The sequence below is a fragment of the Chitinophaga lutea genome, from assembly GCF_003813775.1.
Lineage (GTDB): Bacteria > Bacteroidota > Bacteroidia > Chitinophagales > Chitinophagaceae > Chitinophaga > Chitinophaga lutea.
The window spans coordinates 909,303-934,897 of the sequence record NZ_RPDH01000001.1 but is presented as its reverse complement, the minus strand read 5'-3'; the positions used below and the strand labels follow the sequence as shown (position 1 = coordinate 934,897).

Genomic DNA, 25,595 nt, shown 5'->3' with positions numbered 1-25,595 from the left:
ATAGTACTTTATGCTTCAAAACTGCACCCATGAAAAAAGATGAAGTTCCGCAGGATGGTGATAACCTGCATCGTGGTACATTCAAACAGTTATTCTATGCGGTGGATGCTTCGGGCAACTATACCGCCCCCGTTTCGAGCGTGGGCTGGGAACCGGAGAACGTAGCGCTGGGCCAGGCCTGGGAAGAAGTGGAGCACCGCGTGGCGGCGACCCGCGACAAGGTGGAAAGCGGCGCACTGAGCCCCATCGCTTATTATATGGAACGCACCCTGCTCGACCTGCCGTTACTGGCCAGGAAAGTGGGCAAGTTCCAGTGGCAGGTAAAAAGACATATGAAACCCGCCGTTTTTAAAACGCTGAGCGCCGGCATGATCGCCAAATACGCCACCGTATTCGCGATACCGGCAGACACGTTGCAAAAGGGAACGCTGCTGCCATTTCAGCGCCCCGAATAAACAAACAACATGACACAATTCAATCACGTACAGACAGCGCATTGCGAAAGCGGGGTGATCTCCAATATCTTCCGCCATTACGGTTTGCATATCAGCGAACCGATGGCGTTCGGTATCGGGGCCGGCATCTTTTTCGGCCATCTCCCCTTTGTGAAAGTGAACGGCGTGCCCGGCAGCACCTACCGCATATGGCCGGGCGCGATCTTTTCAAGGGTCTGCAAACGCCTCGGCGTCAAGATGCAGTCCCACAAATTCAGCAGCCCCGGCAAAGCCATGCAGGCGCTGGATGATATCATTGAAAAGGGCATTCCGGTGGGCATGCAGTCGAGCGTATATTACCTGCCTTATTTCCCCGCCTCTTACCGTTTCCACTTCAACGCCCACAACCTCGTGGTGTTCGGCAAGGAAGGGGAGAACTACCTGGTGAGCGACCCGATCATGGACACGGTGACGCAGATAGACCCGGAAAGCCTCGTACAGGCCCGTTTCGCAAAAGGGTTCCCCGAACCGAAAGGGAAAATGTATTACCCGTTGAGCGTGCCCAAACAGGTCGATTTTGCGCGGCCCATCAAGGAAGGCATCCAGCAGGCCTGTTATTACATGCTCAAGATACCCATGCCGCACTTCGGCGTGAAAGGCATCCGTTTCCTGGCGAAGCGGGTGAAGGATTACCCCGCCAAACACGGCGACCGCAGGGCGGCGCTCTACCTGGGCAACATCATCCGCATGCAGGAAGAGATCGGCACCGGCGGCGCGGGTTTCCGTTTTATGTACGCCGCTTTCTTGCAGGAAGCCGGCACACTGCTGAACAAAGAAGAACTGAAATCCATAGGCGGGGACCTGACCCTGGTAGGCGACCTCTGGCGCAATTTCGCATTCGCCGCCGGCCGCGTCTGCAAAGCCCGCTCGGCCGATAATATCTCTTACGGGGAACTGAGCGATATGCTGCTGCACATTGCCGACGAAGAAGAAAAAGTATTCCGCCGCTTATCCAAAGTAAAATTCTGATGAACAGCATCGAGGTGAAGGAGCTGCACAAAACCTACGCGGGGGCGCTATCGCCAAGCCTGCAGGGGCTCTCGTTCACCTTCGGGGCCGGGAAGGTGACGGGTTTGCTCGGGCCGAACGGCGCCGGTAAAACCACCACCATTTCGATATTATGCGGCCTGGTGAAAGCCGGCGGCGGACAGGTGCACATCCTCGGCATGCCGCAGGATGCCGCGCACCGGGAAGATATCAAACGCATGATCGGCGTGGTGCCGCAGCAGATCGCGCTGTTCCCGCAGCTCACGGCCATGGAGAACCTCCGGTATTTCGGGAACCTCTATGGTTTTAAAGGAAAGGCGCTGCACGATAAAATTTCGCATTACCTGCAATTGTTCGGGCTGGATAAAGCCGCGGACAAGGAAGTAGGCAAATTCTCCGGCGGCATGAAACGCCGCACCAATATCATCGCCGCCATATTGCACGAACCGAAGCTGCTGGTGCTCGATGAGCCCACGGCCGGCGTGGATGTACAGTCGCGCGCCATGATACTGCAGTTCCTGCGCGACTATAACCGGCAGGGCCACAGCGTGCTGTACACCTCGCACCTGCTCGAAGAAGCGCAGCAGATCTGCGAAGACGTGGTGATCATCGACGAAGGAAAAATGGTGGTGCAGGGCAGTCCTGCCGCACTGATACAACAACATCCGCAATGCCGCAACCTGGAAGATGTGTTTCTGCATTACACCGGGCATGCGGTAAGGGATTAAACAAGAAGATGCTAAGGCTCATTGCTACCATACGGAAAGAATGGCTGCTGTTGTTGCGGGACAAGGCAGGACTGGCGTTGCTGTTTGCCATGCCCGTTGTGCTGATCACCGTGATGGCCCTCATCCAGGATGCGCCTTTCAAAGATTACCAGGAAGTGAAGTTCGACATCCTCACGGTAGATAACGACCAGGCGCGCCTCGGCCGTTACATCCGCGAAGGGCTGGGCGCCAGCGGGCAGTTCAACGTGGTCGATTCGCTGAACGGCCGGCCCCTTAGCGAGGCGCAGGCCCGGCAGCTGGTGGCCGAGGGCGATTACAAGATCAGCATCACCATCCCGAAAGGCGCCACCGGCGAGATCGTCAGCAATGCCAACAAGATCGTCAACGATATTTCCAAACGCATGGGCATCCCTGCGCAGCTGCCCGTGAGGGCCATCGCCAACGATTCGCTGGCCGTGCAGCTGTACTTCGACCCCGCCGCGAAAAAAGCATTCAAAAGCGCCATCCGGCAGGCGCTGGACAATTTCCTCACGCAGGTGCAGACCGACCTGCTGCTGGAAAGGATACAGATGCAGCTGAAAAGCAAAGACAGTACCGCCACCGATACCTTTCCCGCCATCCGGCTCAAAGCCGTGGGCTTGCAGGAAACCAGCATCGGGGAAGGGAAACAGATCGACGTGATTTCCAATTCCGTGCAGCACAACGTGCCGGCCTGGAGCATTTTTGCGATGTTCTTCATCGTGATACCCATCGCCGGGAACATGATACGGGAGCGGGAAGACGGCAGCCTGGTGCGGATGAAGCTCATCCCCGGCAACTATGCCGAAATACTGGGCGGCAAACTGCTGTTTTTTGTAGGCGTCTGCCTTGTGCAGTTTTACCTCATGATGATGGTGGGGCTGTACGCGATGCCGCTGCTGGGCCTGCCGAGGCTGCAACTGGGCGTGGACCACGTTGCCGGTTTCCTGACCGCGTTCAGCATCGGGATGGCGGCCACGGCCTACGGCATCCTGATCGGCACGCTGTTCAAAACGCCTAACCAGGCGCTGAACTTCGGGGCCATTTCGATCGTGATACTGAGCGCCATCGGGGGCATCTGGATACCGCTGGAAATAATGCCCGAAGGCATTCAGACCATCGGCCGGCTCTCGCCCCTCAGCTGGGGCCTCGACGCCATCAACGATATTTACCTGCGAAACGGCAATACGCGCTACGTGCTGCCGGATATTGCACGGTTATTGGGCTGTGGACTGGTAATGCTGGGCATTGCCGCGTGGGTGGAGCAGCGGAGGATCAGCTGAGGAACAAACATTTTCGTAACAACCGTAAAACATTTATTTTTACTCCCTTGGAATGCGCCGTGGGCAGCGGCCCGAAGCGCAGAAACCTACAACATTATGGAAGCTTTAAAACTGAAACTGAAACAGCAAATCATTGAGGCATTGAATTTGCAGGATACCCGCCCCGAAGACATCGACGATAACGCGCCGCTGTTCGGGGAAGGGCTGGGGCTCGACAGTATTGATTCGCTGGAGCTGATGGTGCTGCTCGAAAGGCAATACCAGATCAAAGTGGAAGATCCCCGCGAAGGCCGTAAGATCCTGCAGAGCGTGCAGACGATGGCTGAATTCATCAAAAGCAAACAAGCGGCATAACACCTGAACGAGATATGGCGGAAAGGGTTTTTATTACCGGTATGGGCATGATATCCGCTATTGGCAGCAATGTGGTGGAGAACCTGCGCAGCCTGCGGCTGCAACAGAGCGGGCTGGGGTATACCCGGTACGTTGAAACCATTCACAAGGAAACGCTGCCTGTCGGGGAAGTGAAATACAGCACTGAAGAACTGGCCCATATGGCCAGCGTGGAGCAGCCGGGCGGTTTTACCCGCACCACCCTGCTCGGCCTCATCGCCATCCGCGAAGCGCTCGAATCCGCCGGCATCGCCAACGCCGCCGAACTACCCGCCGCGCTCATCAACGCCTCTACTGTGGGCGGCATGTGCGATACGGAAAAAGTATATTTCGATATCCTCGATCCCCAGAAGGAAGGCACCTTTCTGCAATACATCGATGTGCTCGATTGCGCCGACTGTACGCAGCGCATGGCCGACGCAACCGGCATCCGCGAATATGTGACCACCATCAGCACCGCCTGTTCCTCTTCCGCCAACGCACTGATGTACGGCGCCCGGCTTATTCAGCAGGGACTGGTGGACAGGGCGGTATGCGGCGGCACGGAAGCGCTCACCCGTTTTACCATCAACGGTTTCAACTCTCTCAAAAATATCGACAAACAATTCTGCCGCCCCTTCGATCAGCACCGTAACGGCCTGAACCTCGGGGAAGGCGCGGCCTACCTCATACTCGAAAGCGAATCGCTGGCCAAACGCCGCGGCGCAAGAGTACTGGCGGAACTGAGCGGATGGTGCAATACCAACGAAGCGTTCCATCCCACCGCTCCTTCGCCGGAAGGCGACGGCGCGTACGAGGCCATGAAAAACGCGCTCGCCATGAGCGGCAGAACGGTGAACGACGTGCAGTACGTGAATGTGCACGGCACCGCCACTTTAAATAACGACGTATCGGAAGGGAAAGCACTGGAAAGGCTGTTCGGCACTGACGTGCCGCGCTTCAGCTCCACCAAGCCGTTCACCGGTCATACCCTGGCCGCCGCCGCCGCCATAGAAGCGATCTATGCCGTGCTGTCGATCGGCCAGCAGGTGGTGTTTCCCAACCTGAATTTTTCGGAAAAAATGGAAGAACTGGCCATTGTGCCCGAAACGCAACTGATTGAAGAGTATCCCGTACAGAACGTGATATCCAACTCATTCGGTTTCGGCGGCAACAATGCATCGCTGGTGTTCAGTAAATATGAAGGCTAAGGTTTATATACGGGGTTGCGCCGCCATCTCCGCGCAGGAGAGCTTCAGCGGCGGTTTTGTTCCGCAGCCGGTAACGCTGGCGGAGCATAACATGATGCGCGCGAAAGAACCGGACTACAAAGGATTCATTGCGCCCAACAACCTGCGCCGCATGAGCCGCATGCTGAAGATGGGCCTCACCGCCGCATTGCAATGCCTGCGTAACAGCGGGCTGCAGGTGCCCGATGCCATCATCACCGGCACCGGTAAAGGCAGCCTGCAGGATACGGAACGTTTCCTGCACGACATCCGGCAGTACGCCGAAGCCGCGCTCAATCCCACGCCCTTCATACAATCCACCTACAACTCCGTGAACGGCCTCATTGCCCTTCAGCAGCAATGCACCCGCTACAACAATACTTTCGTGCACCGCGGTTTCTCTTTCGAGCATGCCGTGCTCGACGGCCTGCTGCTGCTGAACGAAGGCAACGCCGTGAACGTGCTGGCCGGCGGGTTCGATGAAATCACCGCCGAGCATTTCTACATCAAAAGCCGCATCGGTTACTGGAAAGAGCAGCTCACCCAGCCCGCCGATCTCTACACGGCCAACACACCCGGCTCCATCGCCGGTGAAGGCGCCGTGTTTTTTGTGCTCAGCACCGAACCCGCTGCCGTGCGGCTCGAGGGTTTGAAAATGATCTACAAACCTTCGCAGGAAACGCTGTCGCAATCGCTGGAAGCCTTTCTGGCGCAGCATCAGGTCACCGCCGCGGATATTGATCTGCTCATCACCGGGCAGAGCGGCGACACGAATTACGATCACTTTTATCACGATCTGCAATCCCGCTATTTCCCGCAAACCACCAGCGAGCCGTTTAAACATTTATGCGGAGAGTACGATACGGCCTCGGCATTCGCCCTGTGGATGGCGGTGCAGCGCATGGAAGCGGAGCCTTCTTTAAAACGGGTGCTGATCTATAACCACTTCTACGGGGAGCAGCATGCATTCTTTCTGCTGAGCAGGTAATTATGTTTCCTGTCAACGCGAAGGCGCCTGGAGACTGACCTCCCCCGGGAAGTCCTTCGGAAATACCCCCCTGTTTTCCGCTATTGCAACAACACCAGTTCCAGCTCACGCTCGATGCGGAACGGTACTTCGCGCTGGCAATGCCGGTAGGTACTGTCGCAGGCGATTTTTACTTTCAGCTTCAGATCATTCACCATCGCCGCTTTCAGCAGCCTGCCGCTTTGTTGCTGCACCTCGCTGTCGATATCGAAATACTCACGGCCCCACTGCACGTTGAAAGTGCCGGCGGCAGCGGGCCGCACCATCTGGAAGTTGTTCAGCGTGTCGGGAACGACGGGCGCATTCATTTCGTCGAGCATAAAACGCAGGCAGCTGGTGGCCGGCGGACGGAACGCCGTTTTCAGCAACAGGGTATTGTTCCTGATGCCGGTAAGGGTGTTGGAGACCTGCAGGCAATCGTTGCCCAGCAGGATGGAGCTGCCGTTCGCGAAGTCTCCCGTGAGCGGCGCGGGCAGCACAAACCGGTCGCCCGCCTTTTTCAGGGAAGCGAGGCCCAGCTTCGGGCCGAGGGCTACATAGAAAGTATGAAAATCGGTAATGGGGCCTGTCATATCCGCTACGGCGATGCGCGGCAGGGCGAGATTGCCCTGCGTGTGCAGCGAAATGCGGTAGGGCTGTACGGCGCGGGCGCTGTGGCCGGCGTCGGTCGTATCGCTTCCTTTCACGATGCGCATGGAAATCCATTTCACTTCTTCATAGGGAATGCCTTTCGCGTCGGCGCCGGCCGTCAGTTCGCAGACGGCAATGCTGCCGGGCTGGGGCTGCCCGTTGTAACGTACGTGCGTGATGAGCTGGTAACGATGTGTCTGCGCCGTACCGGGGAGGTACAGCAACAGGAGGGGCAATAGCCGGATGATGGTGTGCATGGCATGTTTTCTTTTTGGTCAAAACAGGGCGGATATTTCCGGTATCATTTCACCACCCTGAACACCGGGTACCGCATGAATCCCGGCTCATTCCAGGGCGAAAGGCGGTACACGAAATTCAGCTGCGCCGATGCGCTTTTTGCAAAGGCGGTGTCGGTGGCGCGTTTTTCTTCGAGTGCTTTTTTGGCGTCGGGGTTCGACCGCAGGAACTCCGCGGCCGTGTCTTCGAACACATACGTCGAATACCCTTCTTTCTGGCCGAGGATGGCGTCGAAAAAGTTCCAGGCGAAAAAGGAATCCCCGCCGCGCGGCTCCAGCGTTTCGGCCAGGTAGCGGTTGGCCGTCTGGTTCATGGGGATGTAATAATCGCCTTTCAGGAATTTGAGCGTTTGCCGGCTGCTGCTCACGGTGGTGCCGGTATGGAGGTAATGTTTTTCGTACGGGCGCTGGCCGGTGTTATAGTTTTCGATTTTATACGCTTCCACGGCGACGGTCGTGTCTTGCGCAAACCGCCGCATCTGTACGCCGTTCAATTGCAGGCGCTCGATCACGGCCCACCATCCCTGCGGCACGATGTACGCTTCGGGGCGGGTCACGAAATCGCCGGGCACGAAGGTGTTGAATACTTTGATCTGTTTTTCGAAGGGTTGCTGCCGGTCGTAGTACAGGCGCGGCAGCCCGGATATTTCGCTGGTTTTGGCGCCCGCCTTGTACCCTTTGAAGGTGTACAGGTCGTACTGCGTCATGTCGGGCGCCCAGCTGAGCGGGAATTTTTCCTGTGTCTTCACGGCGGCTTTCGTTTGCTCGCGGAGATGTTTGATCTGCTCGCTGTGCCGGGCGGTGAACGCGATGAAACATTCCATGAGGGCGTAGGTCGCGTCTACCCGCTGGCGGTAGGGCTTCAGCATGTGGGTTTCGGGCACGAAGCCGAAGGTATGGAACAGGGTGGTGTAACCGCTGGAATACCGGGGGCCGTCCGCATACGCCACCCAGCCGCTGTCCGGCGTGCTGCCGTAGTGGTTGACGTAGGGGAGCAGATCGTATCCCCTGGTTTTCATCATTTTATACAGTTCCGGCTCGAAGGTTTTGTGGAGGAATTCCCCCATGGGCCCGCCCAGTTTGCCGTGCTGGGTGCTGAGCAGGGTCATCACGTGCTGGTAGTCGGCGCCGTTGCTCACATGGTTGTCGATGAACACGTCCGGGTCGGTGAGGTGGTAGATTTTGTGGAAAGCCAGGGCGTTGCGGGAATCGGCCTTGATGAAATCGCGGTTGAGGTCGAGGTTCTGGGCATTGCCCCGGGAGCCGAATTCGGCGGGGCCGTTCTGGTCTACCCGGTAAAAGGCGCTCCGGTTGAGGGAGCCGCCGATATTGTAGAGGGGGATGACGGCCAGCACCACGTTGGCCGGCAGCTGTTTTTTGCCCTGGAGGATATCCCTCACCAGCATCATGCTGGCGTCGATACCGTCCGGCTCGCCGGGGTGGATGCCGTTATTGACGAGAATAACGCGTTTATTCTTCTTTTTCAGGCTGGGGAAGGAGAAGTCCCTGTCCGGCGACAAAACGGCCAGATGAAGCGGATATCCGCTGTCTGTCTGCCCTATTTCGAGCAGTCTGAGCTGCGGGAAGCGGGTGGCCAGCATTTTGTAATAGGCGATACATTCGAAATAGGTGGCCGTTTCTTTGCCTTCGCTGCGTTCGTAGCGGGTGGCAAGGTTTTGGGCGGAAAGGCGGCAGGCCAGGGCCAGGAGCAGCAGGATACAGGAGAGATTCCTCATAAATCAATGAAAATCAGATGGTTTAGATTTGGTGACGGTGCAGGTTTTACCGTTTATGGGGTTAAATGTACGATGCGGGGAGCAGAAAAGGAAGGGGATCGAACGAAGGATGAACGAAGCTTCCCTGGGTGATGAACGAAGGAATAGCGGAAAAGTGTAGGTTCGTTGGAGGTTCGTTCGTTGTTCGTTGAAGGTTCGTTGAACACCGTGCAAACGCCCACCCGGTAAGGGGCGTTTTTCTGATTGTCTGGCTGGTGGCGGGTTTGGAAGTGTTATTTCTTCCTGTTTCTTGAAACGGGTTTATTCCCTCCGGTATCAAAATATGCGCTTAGTGCGTTAAAATAAGGGTGGTTTTCAGAAAAAACGGCTATAAGTTATTGATAATGTGTGTGTTGATTGTTTCCCTAAAACGCGTTTTTTGCTAAAACACGCACTCCCTACGCACTATCCCCTAAGTAACCCTTAAGTATCCCTTAAGTAGCATGGGGGGAGACCCTGGGTTGACCCTGCCCAGGATAGGCCTGCCCGTCCTGCTGAAAATTCGGAATAATTGATTTTCAATGATTTACTGAAATCTCCTCATGACCTGCAGCGGCAAAATCATACTCAATTGATTTACAGTGCCTTACCGAAGCATCTTCGGAGCCCCTCCGTAGCAGGAGCATATCCAGAGCATAGCTGAAGCACAGTTACCCCTGTATGAACAATTGTTGCAAAAAAGGAAAGATGGAGTGATAATCAATCACTTGGATGGGAACAAATAAAAAAAGCCCTTCCCGTTTGCAGGGAAGAGCCTGAATTATGTGAAAGCAGTTGCAATTATGCCAGAACGTTCACCTTTTTGGCGAGCTTGCTTTTCAGGTTAGCAGCTTTGTTCTTGTGGATAATATTGCGTTTTGCCAGTTTGTCGATCATAGAAATTACTTCAGGTAAATTCTCGGAAGCGGCTGCTTTGTCGGTCAGCTTTTTCAGATCCCGTATGGCATTACGGGTAGTTTTACCGTAGTAACGGTTACGCTCATTACGCTTTCTGCTCTGACGTACGTCTTTTTTCGTTGCTTTATGGTTTGCCATTGTATAAATTTCAAGTTTCGGACGGCAAAGGTAAGTTTTATCTTTTTATAAACAAAAATAAAAAGCAGGTATTTCCGGATGCCTGCCGGAATTACCGGGTTCAAAAATAATAAATTATATACATATCTGCCTGTTTTAAATCATAAAACAGCCTTCGGAAATACCTTAAAATCCCAAATCTTTAGCGATATTTGCAATCCCATTTGCCGTTTTTTGTGTTTATGAAACAGGTAAGGGAAAATGTGAATAAAAGACCAAGCTTAAATTCGTTGTAAATGAAGGACTTTTCGTTTGTCACCAACTCGCACCCGGCGTATATTGAGTCGTTGTACCAGGAGTACCGCAGAGACCCGGCCGCAGTGGACCCGGAATGGATCAAATTTTTTGAAGGATTCGACTTTGCGGTGAGCAATACTAACGGGAAAGCGGCCACATCCACAGGCGCCGCTTCTTTACCGGTGAGCAGCGAACAGCTTGCAAAAGAACTCGGGGCATACCGCCTCATCCAGGCATACCGCAAAAAAGGGCACCTGATTGCCAAAACCAACCCCATCCGCGAAAGGAAAGACCGCCAGGCGAACCTCGACCTGAAATATTTCGGCCTCACCGACGCCGACCTCAAAACGGAATTTTTCGCCGGCCAGGTAGTGGGCCTCGGTAAAACCTCTCTCGAAAAAATCATCCAGCATCTTAAAGAAGTATATGCTTCCGCGGTAGGTATCGAGTTTACCTACATCAACGATGCCGCCAGAATAGAATGGCTGCAGAAAGAGCTCGAAACATCTTTCCGCAAGCCCCTCGGCCCCGAACAGAAAAAGCGCATCCTGATGAAACTCAACCAGGGTGTGATGTTCGAAAAGTTCCTCCACACCAAATATATCGGTCAGAAACGATTTTCGCTGGAAGGCGGTGAAACCACCATTCCCGCGCTCGACGCCATGATCAGCACCGCCGCCGAATACGGCGTGCAGGAAGCCGTGATCGGCATGGCCCACCGCGGCCGCCTGAACATACTGGCCAATATCCTCGGTAAAACGTACGAACAGATCTTCTCCGAATTCGAAGGCACCGCCACGCCGGATACCACCATGGGCAGCGGCGACGTGAAATACCACCTCGGTTTCCGCGCCAGCATCCAGACGCCGGCCGGCAAGGAAGTGAACGTACAGCTTACGCCCAACCCTTCGCACCTCGAAGTGGTAGACCCCGTGGTGGTAGGTTTCGCGCGCAGCAAGGCCGATGTGATCTACGACAGCGACTACGACAAGATACTGCCCATCCTCATCCACGGCGACGCGGCCATCGCAGGCCAGGGCGTGGTGTATGAAGTGGCGCAGATGAGCAAACTCAGAGGGTATTACACCGGCGGCACCATGCACTTCGTGATCAACAACCAGATCGGTTTCACCACCGATTTCGAAGACGCCCGTTCCTCCGACTATTGCACCAGCGTTGCCTCCATCGTGCAGGCGCCGGTGTTCCATGTGAACGGCGACGAAGTGGAGGCCGTGATCAAGATCGCGGAAATCGCCACCCGTTACCGCCAGGAATTCAATTCCGATATTTATATAGATATGGTGTGCTACCGCAAGCACGGCCACAACGAAGGCGATGATCCGAAATTCACCCAGCCGAAGCTGTACGCCGCCATCGACAAGCACCCCAATCCCCGCGAAGTATATTCCCAGCAACTGATCGCCAAAGGCGATGTGGACGCGGCCATCGCCCAGGAAATGGAAAAAGCCTTCTGGGCGGACCTGCAGGAGCGCCTCGACGAAGTAAAACAGCATCCGCTCCCGTACACCTACCAGAAACCGGAAAAATGGTGGCAGGAACTGCGGAAGTCGACCCCGGAAGATTTTGTGAAATCGCCCGACACCGCGATCACCAAAGCACAGCTGGATGAGCTGTTCAAAGTCATCATGACCATCCCGCAGGGTTTCAAACCGCTGCGCAAGGTGGAAAAGCTGCTCCAGGAAAAACAGAAACTGTTCGACGAACAGGGGCTGCTCGACTGGGCGTCCGGCGAACTGCTGGCCTATGGCAGCATCCTGGCCGAAGGCCGCGATGTGCGCCTGAGCGGGCAGGACGTGAAGAGGGGTACTTTCTCCCACCGCCACGCCGTGCTGCGCAGCGAAGAAACAGACGAAGAATACAGCCGCCTCAGCAATATCAGCGACAAACAGGGCAAGTTCCGCATTTACAACTCCCTGCTCAGCGAATTCGCCGTGCTCGGTTTCGAATACGGTTATTCCATCGCCAACCCTTACGCGCTCACCATCTGGGAAGCGCAGTTCGGCGACTTCATGAACGGCGCGCAAACGCTGATCGACCAGTTCATCACGTCCGCCGAAACCAAGTGGCAGAAACAAAGCGGCCTCGTGATGCTGCTGCCGCACGGTTACGAAGGGCAGGGGCCGGAGCATTCCAGCGCCCGCCTCGAGCGTTTCCTGCAGCAATGCGCGGAATACAACATCATGGTGACCAACTGCACCACCGCATCCAGCTTCTTCCACGCGCTGCGCCGCCAGCTGGCACAGCCGTTCCGCAAGCCGATGATCAACTTCTCGCCCAAAGCCAACCTGCGCCACGTACGCAGTTACAGCCCGGTAACGGAGTTCACGCAGGGCGGGTTCAAGGAAGTGCTCGATGATCCGTTCATCACCGATCCTTCCCGCGTGAAGAAAGTGCTGCTCTGCAGCGGCAAGATGTATTTCGACCTGAGCGAAAAACAAATGAAAGAAGACCGGAAAGACGTGGCCATCGTGCGGCTGGAGCAACTCTACCCGCTGCCCATCGCCCAACTGGAAGGCATTCAGCAGCAATACAAAGGCGCCACCTGGTTCTGGGTTCAGGAAGAACCGCTGAACATGGGCGCCGCCAGCTTCCTGCAAATGAACCTGAAGCAGTTCAACTACGGCGTGATCAGCCGTAACCCCAGTGCGGCCACTGCTACAGGCTATGCCAAAGTGCATGCGCAGGAGCAGCAGGAAATAATCGATACCGCTTTTAATATCTAATTTTTTACTTTATCTCTGGAGGGTATAACACATGATAATCGAAATTAAAGTTCCTACGGTAGGAGAATCAATCAGCGAAGTAACCATTGCGAAATGGCTGAAAAAAGACGGCGATTTTGTGCAGCAGGATGAAGTATTGTGCGAAATGGAATCAGAGAAAGCCACTTTTGAGCTGAATGCTGAAAAGCCCGGCGTATTAAAAATAATGGCGGAAGAAGGCGCCACCCTGAAAATCGGGGATGTGGCCTGCACCATCGATACAGACGCGCAGGGCGCAGCCCCGGCATCCGCAGCGGCTCCGGCCAGCGCGCCCGAAGCAAAAGCGGAAGCGGCGCCCGCAGCAGCCCCGGCCGCAGCACCCGCCGCTCCTGCCGTGAACAAAGGCACGATAGATATCAAGGTACCCACCATCGGAGAATCCATCAGCGAGGTTACCCTCGTGAAATGGCTTAAACAGACCGGCGAATACGTAGAGCGCGATGAGATCCTCTGCGAAATGGAATCGGAAAAAGCCACTTTCGAACTGAACGCGGAAGAAGCCGGCGTGCTCAAAACCATCGCCAAAGAAGGGGATACCCTCCACATCGGCGACGTAGCCTGCCAGATCGATACCGCCGCCGCACGCCCCGCCGGGAAAGCGCAACCCGCTCCCCAGCAGCCGCAGGCCGCCCCGCAGCCGCAACAGCAGGCGCAGCAGGCCCCGGTTACATCCATCCCGAACGACATCAAGGCAACGCCGGTAGCGGCCGCCGTGATCGCCGATAAAAAAGTAGACCCGGCCTCCATCAAAGGTACCGGCGCACAGGGCAAAATCATGAAAGACGATGTGTTCGCCGCCCTGCAGAACCCGGGCGTGGCCATCGGTCATGAACTGTTCTCCCGCGTAGACCGCCGCGAGAAAATGAGCAACCTCCGCAAAGTGGTATCCCGCAGGCTCGTGGAAGCGAAAAACACCACGGCCATGCTCACCACCTTCAACGAGGTAGACATGACCAACATCATGGCCATCCGCAGCAAATACAAAGAAACCTTCAAAACAGCGCACGGCGTGAACCTCGGTTTCATGAGCTTCTTCGCCAAAGCCTGCTGCTTCGCCCTGCAGGAATTCCCGGCCGTGAACGCCTACATCGACGGGGAAGAACTGGTGTACCACGACTATTGCGACATCTCCATCGCCGTATCGGCCCCCAAAGGCCTCGTAGTGCCGGTTATCCGCAACGCGGAAAGCCTCGGCATGGCGGACATCGAGAAAAAAGTAGTGGAACTGGCCACCAAAGCAAGGGACAATAAACTGTCGATGGAGGAAATGACCGGCGGTACCTTCACCATCACCAACGGTGGCGTGTTCGGCTCGCTCATGAGCACCCCGATCATCAACATCCCGCAGTCCGCCATCCTCGGCATGCACAAAATCCAGGAGCGCCCCATGGCCGTGAACGGCCAGGTGGTGATACGCCCCATGATGTACGTGGCCCTCAGCTACGACCACCGCATCATCGACGGCCGCGAATCCGTGAGCTTCCTGGTGCGTGTGAAAGACATGCTGGAAAACCCCGAACAGCTGCTGTTCGGTAAAGATCCCGTGAAGGCGCTGCTGAAAGTTTAAAGTATCTGTAACGTATATCGTATATCAACCGTCTCAGGATCATCCGGGGACGGTTTTTTTGTACCGGGAATATTTTTCCCCGGCACGTAAGGGTGAAGCGGGGGATGGGTGTTATAGGGTAAATTGAGTCATACCAGCAACGATCGTCAGTTTTGGGTAACAGGGAACAGCAGAAGTTTGAACAGGCCTTCAGGGAACTTTTCGTGCAGCATTACGAAAGGCTGCATCGTTATGCCCATACCCTGCTGCGGGATGAAGACGTTGCGAACGACATGGTGCAGGCCGTGTTTACCCGCCTCTGGGAGAAAAAAGACCCGGTTGTGCACGACAGCGGTATCAAAAGCTATCTTTACAGGAGCATCCACAATCTCAGCCTGAACGAACTGCGCCGGGAAAAGAGCAAAAGCAGGTATGCGCTGTACCGCGCCGGCAACGCGGACAACCGGCACCTGCCGGCCGATGCGCTGCAGGAACGGGAACTGGGCGCGCGGATAGAAGCGGCCATCGCAGGGCTGCCGGAACAATGCCGGGCGGTGTTCCTGAAGAGCCGGCGGGAAGGGAAAAAATACGCGGAGATAGCGGAGGAGATGAATATTTCGGTGAAAACGGTGGAAGCCCAGATGAGCAAAGCGCTGCGGGTGCTGCGGGAGAAACTGCAGGACTACCTTGTTTTCCTGGTGATCACCTGGCTGATTTGAAACTGTCATTTTGAGCGATAAAGAATACATACCGGTTGATGAAACATTGCTGATCAGGTACCTGGCGGGCGAAGCCGGTCCGGGTGAAGCCATGGCCATAGACGATTGGCTGGATGCCGACGCGGCCAACCGGGAAACCTTCCGGCAACTGCAGCAGGCCTGGGAACAGGGCGCTCCCGCCTACCGTGCGCCGGACGCCCGGGCGGAATGGGAACGTTTTGCCGCGAAACATCAGCGCCCGGTGCGGCGCATGCCCGTCAAATGGTGGATGGCCGCCGCCGCTGCAGTACTCTGCATCGCGCTGGCGTACCTGCTCTGGGCGCCGCACGGCAGCAACCAGGCGCAACTGCTGTCTCACCAGGCAATATTGCGCGATACCCTGCCCGACCGTTCGGTAGTGGTGATGCCCCCCGGCAGCGAACTGTTGTTCGATAAACGTTTCCGCGTACGCACCGCGCAACTCAAAGGAGAAGGTTATTTCGACGTGCGGCCCGATGAAAACAACCCCTTTGTGCTGCAGGTGGAAGAACTGCACATCCGCGTGCTGGGCACCGCATTCAACATCCGTACGGCGCCGGACGACATCCTGGTGCAGGTGAACAACGGCGCGGTGGCGGTGCAACATGGCACAGAGGAAACGGTCGTGAAGGCCGGCCGGCAGCTCCGCTACGACCGGATACGTCATACCATTACCGTGACGGAGGTAACGGCGCCGGATAAAAATGTGTTCGCGTATGCCACGCAGCAACTGCATTTTCAGGGCGCGCCGCTGCGCGATGTGGTGCGTGAAGTGGCTAAAACATATAATGTCAATATCGTGCTTTCAAATGAAAAGACCGGCGACTGCCGGCTGAGCACGGATTTCAACGGGCAGCCGCTGGCGTATGTGCTGGACGTGATCACTGCTTCCCTGGGGCTCCAATACACCATCAACGGGAACGATATAAATATCAGCGGGAATGAGTGCCGGTAAACGACTGATGATCATCCTGCCCCTTTTGTTGCTGACTGCCGGTTTGCGGGCGCAGCACAATACCCTCGTCAAAAAAATAAAAGTCCCCGCTACTTCGCTTTCAATGGAAGAGATCAGCCACCTGGTGTACAGGCAGGCCGGGTATCAGTTTTCGTTCAATGCGGCCACGCTGGGCGCTGCGTTACCGGTGCCGTTCACAAAAAAGGAATATGCGCTGGGAGAGTTGCTGGAACTGATCAGACAGCATACCGGCGCGGGGTATACGGTGTACAAAGAACATATCATTTTCAGGAAAGCGGCTGTGGTGAAGGGGGATAAAACGGTTGAAGGTGTTCGGCCGGGCGTATCGTTAAAGGACAAAACGGCCGCGAAAGGGGGACAGCCTGCGCCGGAAAAAGAGAAGATAGCTGCAAAAAGGGAAGAATCAGCCATTTCGGATAAGAAGGCGCAATTGAAAGACAAAACAGTTGCTGATAAAAATGCACGGCCTGCGCCCATCAGAGGCGTACAAACAAGGTCTCCATTAAAAGATAAAACAGCTGCGAATAAGGACGAACAACCTGTTGTAAACAAAGGAGAAGAGCAACTGAAAGACAAAACAGCCGCCAACAAGGATGGAGCGCCTATTGCAGGCAAAGATGCACGGCAGCCAAAAGATAAAACAGCTGTCAATAAAGATGCACGTCTTGCTTCAGGCAAAGGGGCTCAACCCGGTGCGTCACTGAAAAACAATACAGTCGCAAATAAAAACGCACAGCCGGCGTCAGCCGCAAAAGATAAAGGTGCAGGCAACACCACAATACCATCATCTTCGCTGAAAGACAGAACAGTAGCCAACAAAGGAGTACAACCTGCTCCGGATAAAAATACACCTGCCACACCAACAACTGAAGATAAGGCCGGCAATCCTTCCGGTTCCGGAAAGGCCGGCCTGTCGCTGCAAAGCATTCCCGTTATCGGGCGAAGCGAGCCCTTCCTGCAACCCGGGTTGATCGTTGACGGCATCGCCCGTTTCATCGCCCCGGGAAATACGCCGGAAGCGTACAACGACGATTCCCGCTGGCTTCTGCAGACCGGTGTGCAGGCTGACGACGCGGTGTATTTTCAGCCGACCGTGATGGCGGGCCTGCAATATGTTTACCTGGTGGCGGGATGGGGCACCAATTTCCACAGCAGCGGATTCCGCTACGGGCTCGGTGGTATGCTGCCGTTGCGGAGCGGCTGGCGGATCAACGCGCAGGCGACTACGGGAAAGCTGACCAGTCCGGGTGTGGCGATCGACTCCATCCGCACCTTCGAAGCCAGAAGCAGCCTGCACCGCCTGAGCCTGCAGCTGGAGCAACGGCTGGGCCGCCGTTGGAAGGTGTCCGCCGGGCCCGTGTTCAACTATCTCGCCACTACTTATTATGTGAACGGTAAAGCCGCCAGTTTCAGCGAGCACGGTACGGCCGCACAGGGCCTCAACGATAAAACCCTGTACACCGTCAAACCGCTCTATACCATCTCCAATTCATACGAACGCACCGCCGCATCGAACGTTAAAACATGGGTCGGGTTGCAGGTCAGTATTTTTTACCGGATAAATTTTTGACGCGCATAAGGGTCGGCGGCAGGTTGTGTGTTGTATATCACAACCATGTAACCTAACTATGTATGTCAACATCCGGAGAAATCTGAAACAATGGTTCTATCATACCCCCCTTGTGTGGAAAATGATCGAGACCATGCAGGGACTTGCTTATGCGGCCGACTATTATTACTACTACAAACTGCCCGGCCACCGCGGCCGGTTGAGCCTGCGCGAGATCAATATCGAGTTTGCCAGCCAGTGTAACCTGCGCTGCAAATTCTGTTCCCTCGATCATTTCAAACCGAAAGAAACCATCAGCAAAGAAACGCTCGAACGTTTCCTGGATCAGCTGATCCGCGACGACCGTTTCCGCAAGACCGAAGTGATCAACCTGCACAACGGCGGGGAAATCCTGCTGCATCCCAAACGGGTGGAGATGCTGGAAGTGATCAAAAAATATAAAACGGAAGCCGCCAGGTTGGGAAAACGTTTCCCCCAGGTGCGCATGCTCACCAATGCCATGCTGCTGCGGGAAAGCCTTTCGCAACAGATCATTCATCTCGACGTGATCGATGTAGTGGGCGTGAGTTTCGACGGCGGCACGCCGGAGCTGTTCGAGGAAATGCGCACCAATGCCGTGTGGAGCAAGTTCCATGAAAACGTGCGGGCCTTTCATCAGATCGTCAAAACAACCGGGAGCAAAACGAAGATCTACGCCATTTCGTGCATTCCGCACGACAAGCCTCTCCACATCCGCTGGATGCACCCGGAGTTCCGCGAGCTGTACCGGCTGCTCGACTGGTACGAACTGCGCCGCCTGCACAACTGGGCCGGCGAGGTGGATGTGAGTGCGCGGGAAAAGAAACACAAGATAGGCTGCAGCATGCTGATGAAACAGCTGGTGCTGCTTCCCAACGGCGATATCACCGTTTGCTGCAGCGACCTGAATTCAAAAGGCGTGATCGGCAACATCTGGCAGAAAGATGTGGTCGACATCTACCAGGGCCGCGAAAGAACGCAGTACCTCGAATTGCTGCTGAAGGGCCGCAAACAGGAACTGGCGCTGTGCGCGGGATGTGAAACGTTTTGAGGGATGTTTGATTTGACCGGTGCCGCACTCCGGAAGCGGGGCTTTTCCCGCTGGACGGAAAACGTTGTTCATGGCCGGATAGCACCAGACATCCGGCCCGATGGGATAATGATGCAGTTGCGGCAAGGAACCACGGTTTTGTAAATGGAAACCTGGATTCGATCCGGATGTGGTGGCAGAAACAATTTGGCGTGATAAACGCAGCGCCATGCTGCGGCTATGTTTTCAAGCGAGCGGGTTCCCCTATTTAATTGCTGCAAACCGTTGTTCCCAGCCGCCTTGCTTCACCATAATGTCGTATCCCGTCGCTGTTTTATCGAACCGCAGATCACCGGGGACTTCCGTTAATACAAAATGGGTGGGATCGTTGAAATACAGTTGCATGGGATTGCTGCCGTTCACTGAAAGATACAGGCGTTCGTTTTGCTGTGTAACGGTCAGCACATCTTTGCCCGCACCATACTTTCCTGTAAAACGGGGAAGGCTGTCGGCCGGCTGCTGCGCCAGTTTTTTGACAGTGGGTTGCAGGATGAGATCCGTCCATCCATAAGTCGAAGCGATGCTGCGGGAGATTTCCTGGATGAGGCCGTTGGCATTACCGTTCACCATGATCACAAAACCGTTGCCCCCTTCGAGGCTGCCGATGTAGACGCAGCTGAAACCTTCATTGCTCCCGTTGTGGCTGAAATATTTCTTTTTGACAATAAATGCGCCCAGTGCGGATTCCGTGTTCAGGAACGGTGTGAGCCTTGTTTTCGTCATGGCCGGCGAAAGCACTTTTGACGATTTGCCTTCGTAGGAGAGCTGTGTTTCGATGATGTATTTCGCCAGGTCGGTGGGGTTGGTCCACAGGCCGGCCGCCGCCATTTCCGGATACACGTGATATTTACCTTTCACCGGTTTGCCGTTTTCGTAGTAGGCGGTGGCGAGGAGCGGCTTTTTATTGGCAGGCGCGGGCTGCGTGTAGGAGCTGCCGTTCATGCCCATCGGGTCGAGCACTTCTTTTTGCAGGTAACTGTCGTACGGCACGCCTGTAACGCCCGTGAGGATGAGTTGGGTGACGGTGGTGCCGCCGCCGGAATATTGCATTCTTCTGCCGGGCGCAAAGGCCGGTTTTACTTCTTTGGTATTGGCGGGGCGTTTGCCGCTGAGGATTTGCTCCACGGTGGGCAGCGTATCCGTTACTTCATATCCCGGGAACCCGTGGACGGTGAGCCCCGCCGTGTGACTCAGCAGGTGCGCCAGCGTGATTTTTCCCGAGTCGGCCGACGGGTGCCAGGTTTTGAGGTATTGATTGATATCCGCGTCGAGTTGCAGTTTGCCCTGTTCCACCAGTTTCAGGATGGCCACGCCATTGATCGATTTACTGATGGAAGCCGCCTGGAAAAGCGTTTGCGGTGTGACGGGCCGCTTTTCTTCCACGTCCGCAAAACCATAGCCGCGGGCCCAGTCGATTTTGTAATTGCGGATCACGGCGATGCTGACGCCCTGTACCGTATGGTCTTTCATCCGTTGCAGGATGTTACCGCGGGTAGGCGCCACGCTATCGAAAGTGACCCAGGCGGAAAGGCCGTTTTCCACCTGGCGTATTTTTTCTTCCGTATCCTGTGCCTGGGCCAGGAAGGGTAGCAGCAGCAGGCATATAGTTTTGAATGGGGACATGCTAAAAAGGGTTATGATATTAAGTTACGGAGAAATCCCGGAAGGGCGTAACGGAAGTGTGGGAACGATGCAGGGATGGGGCGGAATTTTCGGTCATGACAAGATGATGTGGGCCTTATCAGTCTGTCCGGTGTCGGGGAGAAGGGAAAAGGCATGCCGCAAATTGAACGGCCGTATCCGCCCCATCCCTGCATCGTTCCGACACCTGCCGGGAAGGGAAAATAGAATGGCACCATACGAATGCAGGGGCTGGATTGCCTGAAAGAATGACCGGCCCGGTGATGCACTGCCTCCCGGAAGATGCCTATCTTTGCGCCCATGACGCGCTGGGAAAACTACATCAACACGGCTGAAAAGATCATTAAAGGGTACAACGGCGCTTTGCCGCTGCACCATTCCCTGAAGGCTTTTTTCAAAGCGAACCCCCACATGGGCAGCCGCGACCGGAAAAGGATACAGCAGCTGGTGTACCAGTATTTCCGGCTGGGCCGCTGGCAGGCCGCACTGCCCCTGAAAGAGCGCATCCTGCTGGGCGTTTTCCTCTGTGAGCACGCGCCGGATGATCTGTTACAGTTTTTTCGGCCTGATTGGAATGAGCGGGCCACCGCATCGCTGGAAGAAAAGCTGTCGTTGGCAGGTTTCACCTGGGATGCGCGGGAAGCCTTCCCTTTTGCCGCGCATCTCTCCGAAGGTATCGACGCCGGAACGTTCACCCGTTCCCATTTACAGCAGCCGCACCTGTTTATCAGAACGAGGCCCGGAAAGAAGCAGGGCGTTGTGCGGTTGCTGGAGGCGGCGGGCATTCCCTTTGAAGCGGTGGGCGAATCCGCGCTCGCGCTGCCGAACGGCACCAAAACCGAAATTATTCTTCCCGAAAAAAGCTGGTATGAAATCCAGGATTTGTCTTCGCAGGAAACCGGGCTGCGTTTTCAGCCTGAAGCCGGGGAGCACTGGTGGGACTGCTGCGCCGCTTCCGGCGGTAAGTCCATCCTCCTGCACGACCTCCAACCCAAAATACATCTGCTTGCCAGTGATGTGCGCGCCAGTATTCTCGAGAACCTCAAAAAGCGTTTTGCCGAAGCGGGACTGAAAAACTATTCCTCCAAAGTGCTCGACCTCACTTCCCCGTCGCTGCGCTCCGAAATGCCGCGCACCCGTTTTTCGGGCATTATCCTCGATGCTCCCTGCAGCGGCTCCGGCACCTGGGGCCGTACCCCCGAAAGCATCAGTTTCTTCAAAGCTGGCCAGATCGCCGAATACGCCGCCCTGCAAAAGAAGATCGCCCGGAACGTCACCCCGTTCCTGGAGCCCGGCGGCAGGCTGGTGTATATCACCTGTTCCGTATTCCGCGAGGAGAACGAAGACGCCGTGGCGTTCCTGCAGCGCGAGTGCGGTGTGGAAGTGGAAGAGAGCGGTGTGATCGGCGGGTATGAGCGTGGCGCGGACACGATGTTCGTGGCGGTGGGGAGGAAGAAATGAAAGTCTCCATGCTGATTACTATCAAGGTATGCCCTGTACCGGTTTGTACCCATATGCTCTGAAGCCATAAGAACATCATTTAATCGGGAAGGCTTTCGCCCTTTAGCCGCCTTACTTTTTCTAACATCCTACCCAACCTTTCCAACCACCCACCCGGTCTATACCAGCAGCCGCAGGAAGATCCCGCCTGCCAATGATTCGATCTCAAAAATCCGAAGCATGAACCACTGTTTTCTGCTAATGACGCACTTTTCCGCGAAGAGCGCGTACGACCAGGTATTGGAATTAATGAACGAAAAACATTTCTTCGTCATTCACTTCGACCGTAAAACGAACATACCGCCCAACGATCCCTTCCTGCTGCAACTGCAAAGCCTGCCGTGTGTAAGGCTGGTAAGAGACCGGTTGAACGTACAGTGGGGCTCATACGCCACGGTAGAAGCCACCCTCCGCCTTATCCGCGAAGCGTTCCATTTCAGCAACATCTCATATTTTCACCTTATCAGCGGACAGTGCCGGCATGTAAAATCCATCGGCTATATCCATGCCTACTTCAGCACCCACGCAGGAGAAGAATTCATTCAATCTGTCGATATGGACACGATACCTGATTTCTTATCGCGGTTTGCCATTTTCCATTGGCACGACTATTACAATTTGCGTTCCACGAGGCTGAAAGACGTTACCCTGCGGCGGCTGAGCAAGATATCGCGCGTCGTACAAAAAACGATGGCGCTTGTTGGCCTGCGCCGGCGCACCCCGGAGTGGTTTCCCAACCGATACGTTGGCTCCGCATGGTGGAGCCTGACGGCAGAATGCTGCCGTTACATGCTGGCCTTCATCAAAGAAAATCCCGCGTTTGTGCAGCGCTTCAAATACACCCAGCTCGCAGACGAGATGTTTTTCCAGACGCTGATCATGCAGAGCCGTTTCCGGGAAAGGGTGGCGGGCCGCAACCTCCGGTTCATCTCGTTTAAGACCCGCCATGCGGAGGAACTGACGATGGCGCATGCGCTGGAGGTCTCCGGCCGGGATATCCTCTTTGCGCGGAAAATTACGCGGGGAAGTGAGGCGCTGATGGCGTTTGTCAGGGAGCGGGCGGTGGAGGTGGTGGGGTAAATTAAATGGCAGGAAGTTCGGAACGTAAAGTAGGATTTCCTCTTTTCAAAAAAAAGGCGAATAAATATTTGGAATACAATCAAAATATTATGTTTGAATTCCAATTATGTCTGCATGTCTCTATCGTAACGGCGGTAAGTGACTTCCGGACGGAGATATCGCTTTAACCCGAATTCCCGATACCATGAAACGAATATTGTTATGCCTGATATTGCTGAGCCCCGCATTTTTTTTTGGCGTGCAGGATCAGATCAGGAGCGCAGTGTCTGCAAAGTACTGGTACAATAAATGGTTGTACGAAACCCCTGAAGGTTGGAGTTACCAAATAAGTAAGCAATGGGGACGCGCACTAGCATACCAAATGGGCGCTGACAAGCCATCCTCCAATGCACGTTCTTCGGGATCGCGCGGAGGTGAAAGTAAAGACGATGGCCCCGGAATGAGGTTGCTGAACAAGATGACCAATGCGCTGATCCATGCGACTCCTGTACTTGGGTCCGGTGTGAGGGCGATCAATGCAATTCGTTCAGGGGATAAGAAGGGTGCCGCATTAAATGCTACCTTTGCTGTTGTAGAGAGGATTGGTGTTGTGGGGGGGCTTCGGACTTTGGGGGGGTTCCAATGCTGGAAAAGTGGCTTCGAGAGGTGCAAGTGGAGGTTCGGTATCTTTGCACAATGAATTGACGATAATAGGGAAATCCCATTCAGCCAAAGGAGGGTTTGCAGCTATGATGCAAGCGAGCGAGGCAACAAGATACGCACAATATTGGCAAAGCTACGCTCCAAAAAATATCGCACCAGGTATTAATAGAATGGACTGGTTGAGAGTGAGTGGGCGTACTGGACAAGCGGAAAATTCGAAGGTAATATATGATAATTTTGGACGTCAAATATATAGAGTTGACTTTTCAACGCATATGAGGCCTGCAAATCACAGTAATCCTCATCTCCACCAATACGATTATTCGTCGGAGTTTAAAGACGGAAAGGAAACTGTTACTAATTTTTTCAAAGATGGCAGAAATTAAAAATATCGAGAAAATTAAGGATGATCACGCGACATGGAGGCCTTCTAATCTTGCGTTTATTAAATCACTTGTTTGGTCGCCTGGAAGATTAGAAATTGTTTTTTATTCTCAACTGCCGGGGGATGCTGATGTGTGGCCAGATTTTAATAAGCCGTTTTTCGAAATTTCAATGGAGTTTATCAAAGTGAAAAATGTTAAGCTTTTAATCTCGGGTTCCGAGTTACATCAATTGACCGGCTTCGATATTATCGATGTTTCCGGTAACTATTTGGAAGAATTAAATTTCGAAGTAGAAGACTATGAGAACGGGACTATCTCATTTAGTTGTGAAGATATTACTATAAAGGCGGTATCAGCGCCTACTATACTAAACATTTGATTTATGGTTCAAGTTTTTAGAGGTTCAAACGAAGTTAATAGAGCAACAATGTAATATGTGTTATCGTGAATGTGCAAGATGATTGATTAAAAGTCGTGCCGTATAGGTATTACTTCATTGGCTTTTGGGAACTGTTTACTGCTGGCAGATGCGTCGCTTTTCATCAACGTCTCAATCAAAGCCTGCTGTTTCTCCAGTTTCTTATTCAACTCAATAATATACAGCGTCAGCTCCTCAATTTTTTTCATCTGTTGCTGCTGCATCTCCGCAACATCCACACCCTGTTGCATCACTTCCCCCGCCGCCGGGATCCCCGGTAAACGTTTGTTGGCTGTGATGTAGCGTTCCACTGACCGGAGGGAAGCCAGCTGGTAGGTGGAGTCAAACACATAGTCGGGCCAGTTGCTATAGTTTTTAACAATCACCCTTGTAAATATGGCGGAGCCGTTGACGGCGAGGGAATGCCCTTTTGTATCGGTGGTGCCGATGCCTACTTTCCCCGCACTGTTCCATATGCCGCCGCCGGGCATGAACACATTCCCGGCGAAACTGTTTTCGTAGGGGACTGCGGTGACGGCCGTAGCGCCGGAGGCGACCGATTCATCCACCACCGTCCAGCCGCTGAAGTTGGCGGGTGTTTCATCTACGCCGTTGCCGGAAAACACCCTGATCGAAAAACGCTGGTAGTAGCCGCGGTCGTCCAGCACGATCACCACATTGCCGCCTTCGTTTGCCAGGAAAATGGGCGGTGTATAAGCACCGAATGAGGGAGCCTTGTATGCGTAAAACCCATCGAACCAGGTATGGTAGGTGAGCATGATGCCGATGGGCTTGGCGGTGGAATAATTGAAACCCTCGATGATGATGGTGGGCTGCTGGTTGCCGTTCACCACCGGCAGATTGGTTTTGATCTTGACCGTGTTAACCGGCGTGACGTTGCTGTAGTGATTGTACACTTCGTTGTAGAATTGCTGGGCGGTTGCATCGGAGATCAGAAAACAGATGGCAACAGGCATAACAAAACATATTTCATGGGTATAACGGGTTTTATGCGGTAAATGTAAAATAAAAAGACCGGCTGTTCCAAGCCGGTCTCC

At 54.6% G+C, this 25,595-nt stretch carries 22 protein-coding genes; 17 read left to right on the top strand and 5 right to left on the bottom strand.

The window, feature by feature from the left end:
• Positions 1-29: 29 nt before the first annotated feature.
• From EGT74_RS03660 to EGT74_RS03630, 7 genes are read left to right on the top strand one after another with little or no spacing between them, the layout of a single operon-like run.
• On the top strand, positions 30-455 hold the full coding sequence (locus EGT74_RS03660; RefSeq protein WP_123845174.1) for a hypothetical protein: 426 nt from the start codon (positions 30-32) through the stop codon (positions 453-455).
• Positions 456-464: 9 nt separating this feature from the next.
• Entirely contained in the window at positions 465-1,463 is a 999-nt protein-coding gene (locus tag EGT74_RS03655) for a BtrH N-terminal domain-containing protein (protein WP_123845173.1), read from the top strand.
• The gene (locus EGT74_RS03650) at positions 1,463-2,209 is read left to right on the top strand and encodes an ABC transporter ATP-binding protein (RefSeq protein ID WP_246008112.1); all 747 of its coding nucleotides are present in this window, start codon (positions 1,463-1,465) and stop codon (positions 2,207-2,209) included. Before EGT74_RS03655 ends, EGT74_RS03650 begins: the two co-directional genes overlap by 1 nt.
• Before the next feature lie 8 nt (positions 2,210-2,217).
• On the top strand, positions 2,218-3,510 hold the full coding sequence (locus tag EGT74_RS03645) for an ABC transporter permease (protein WP_158617987.1): 1,293 nt from the start codon (positions 2,218-2,220) through the stop codon (positions 3,508-3,510).
• A gap of 9 nt (positions 3,511-3,519) precedes the next feature.
• Complete coding sequence (locus tag EGT74_RS03640) at positions 3,520-3,864, top strand: phosphopantetheine-binding protein (RefSeq protein ID WP_317126712.1); 345 nt, start codon at positions 3,520-3,522, stop codon at positions 3,862-3,864.
• Between the two features lie 14 nt (positions 3,865-3,878).
• Complete coding sequence (locus EGT74_RS03635; RefSeq protein ID WP_123845171.1) at positions 3,879-5,093, top strand: beta-ketoacyl-[acyl-carrier-protein] synthase family protein; 1,215 nt, start codon at positions 3,879-3,881, stop codon at positions 5,091-5,093.
• Positions 5,083-6,099, top strand: a complete 1,017-nt coding sequence (locus EGT74_RS03630; RefSeq protein WP_158617986.1) for a beta-ketoacyl synthase chain length factor — start codon at positions 5,083-5,085, stop codon at positions 6,097-6,099. The genes EGT74_RS03635 and EGT74_RS03630 overlap by 11 nt, the downstream gene beginning before the upstream one ends.
• 80 nt (positions 6,100-6,179) lie before the next feature.
• Here EGT74_RS03630 and EGT74_RS03625 read toward each other — a convergent pair whose 3' ends face one another.
• The 3 genes from EGT74_RS03625 to rpsT all read right to left on the bottom strand — a co-directional run bounded on the left by EGT74_RS03625 (position 6,180) and on the right by rpsT (position 9,874).
• Positions 6,180-7,025: a hypothetical protein gene (locus EGT74_RS03625; RefSeq protein WP_123845169.1), complete on the bottom strand. Its 846-nt coding sequence runs from the start codon at positions 7,023-7,025 to the stop codon at positions 6,180-6,182.
• Positions 7,026-7,069: 44 nt separating this feature from the next.
• Positions 7,070-8,800: a M14 family metallopeptidase gene (locus EGT74_RS03620; protein ID WP_123845168.1), complete on the bottom strand. Its 1,731-nt coding sequence runs from the start codon at positions 8,798-8,800 to the stop codon at positions 7,070-7,072.
• A gap of 819 nt (positions 8,801-9,619) precedes the next feature.
• A complete protein-coding gene (gene rpsT / locus EGT74_RS03615; RefSeq protein ID WP_123845167.1) occupies positions 9,620-9,874 on the bottom strand; it encodes a 30S ribosomal protein S20 in 255 nt (84 codons plus the stop codon).
• Between the two features lie 275 nt (positions 9,875-10,149).
• Here rpsT and EGT74_RS03610 point away from each other — a divergent pair, with 275 nt between their 5' ends.
• The 6 genes from EGT74_RS03610 to EGT74_RS03585 all read left to right on the top strand — a co-directional run bounded on the left by EGT74_RS03610 (position 10,150) and on the right by EGT74_RS03585 (position 18,831).
• Entirely contained in the window at positions 10,150-12,894 is a 2,745-nt protein-coding gene (locus tag EGT74_RS03610; protein ID WP_123845166.1) for a 2-oxoglutarate dehydrogenase E1 component, read from the top strand.
• A 31-nt stretch (positions 12,895-12,925) separates the two neighbouring features.
• A complete protein-coding gene (gene odhB, locus EGT74_RS03605; protein ID WP_123845165.1) occupies positions 12,926-14,500 on the top strand; it encodes a 2-oxoglutarate dehydrogenase complex dihydrolipoyllysine-residue succinyltransferase in 1,575 nt (524 codons plus the stop codon).
• 152 nt (positions 14,501-14,652) lie between these two features.
• The gene (locus tag EGT74_RS03600) at positions 14,653-15,198 is read left to right on the top strand and encodes an RNA polymerase sigma-70 factor (protein WP_158617985.1); all 546 of its coding nucleotides are present in this window, start codon (positions 14,653-14,655) and stop codon (positions 15,196-15,198) included.
• Between the two features lie 10 nt (positions 15,199-15,208).
• Complete coding sequence (locus EGT74_RS03595) at positions 15,209-16,171, top strand: FecR domain-containing protein (protein ID WP_123845163.1); 963 nt, start codon at positions 15,209-15,211, stop codon at positions 16,169-16,171.
• Positions 16,158-17,762 (top strand): hypothetical protein, encoded by a 1,605-nt coding sequence (locus EGT74_RS03590; RefSeq protein WP_123845162.1) that lies wholly within the window; start codon positions 16,158-16,160, stop codon positions 17,760-17,762. Before EGT74_RS03595 ends, EGT74_RS03590 begins: the two co-directional genes overlap by 14 nt.
• 58 nt (positions 17,763-17,820) lie before the next feature.
• Entirely contained in the window at positions 17,821-18,831 is a 1,011-nt protein-coding gene (locus tag EGT74_RS03585; RefSeq protein WP_123845161.1) for a radical SAM/SPASM domain-containing protein, read from the top strand.
• 243 nt (positions 18,832-19,074) lie between these two features.
• Here EGT74_RS03585 and EGT74_RS03580 read toward each other — a convergent pair whose 3' ends face one another.
• Positions 19,075-20,493, bottom strand: a complete 1,419-nt coding sequence (locus EGT74_RS03580) for a serine hydrolase domain-containing protein (RefSeq protein WP_123845160.1) — start codon at positions 20,491-20,493, stop codon at positions 19,075-19,077.
• 318 nt (positions 20,494-20,811) lie between these two features.
• Between EGT74_RS03580 and EGT74_RS03575 the strand changes: the two genes are divergently transcribed.
• The 4 genes from EGT74_RS03575 to EGT74_RS03560 all read left to right on the top strand — a co-directional run bounded on the left by EGT74_RS03575 (position 20,812) and on the right by EGT74_RS03560 (position 24,498).
• The gene (locus tag EGT74_RS03575) at positions 20,812-21,972 is read left to right on the top strand and encodes an RsmB/NOP family class I SAM-dependent RNA methyltransferase (protein ID WP_158617984.1); all 1,161 of its coding nucleotides are present in this window, start codon (positions 20,812-20,814) and stop codon (positions 21,970-21,972) included.
• Between the two features lie 219 nt (positions 21,973-22,191).
• Positions 22,192-23,091, top strand: coding sequence for a beta-1,6-N-acetylglucosaminyltransferase (locus EGT74_RS03570; protein ID WP_123845158.1), 900 nt, complete (start codon positions 22,192-22,194; stop codon positions 23,089-23,091).
• Positions 23,092-23,275: 184 nt separating this feature from the next.
• On the top strand, positions 23,276-23,770 hold the full coding sequence (locus EGT74_RS03565; RefSeq protein ID WP_123845157.1) for a hypothetical protein: 495 nt from the start codon (positions 23,276-23,278) through the stop codon (positions 23,768-23,770).
• 335 nt (positions 23,771-24,105) lie between these two features.
• Entirely contained in the window at positions 24,106-24,498 is a 393-nt protein-coding gene (locus EGT74_RS03560) for a hypothetical protein (protein WP_123845156.1), read from the top strand.
• Between the two features lie 86 nt (positions 24,499-24,584).
• Here the strand turns inward: EGT74_RS03560 and EGT74_RS03555 are convergent, their stop codons facing one another.
• Complete coding sequence (locus EGT74_RS03555) at positions 24,585-25,514, bottom strand: hypothetical protein (protein WP_123845155.1); 930 nt, start codon at positions 25,512-25,514, stop codon at positions 24,585-24,587.
• Positions 25,515-25,595 lie beyond the last annotated feature (81 nt).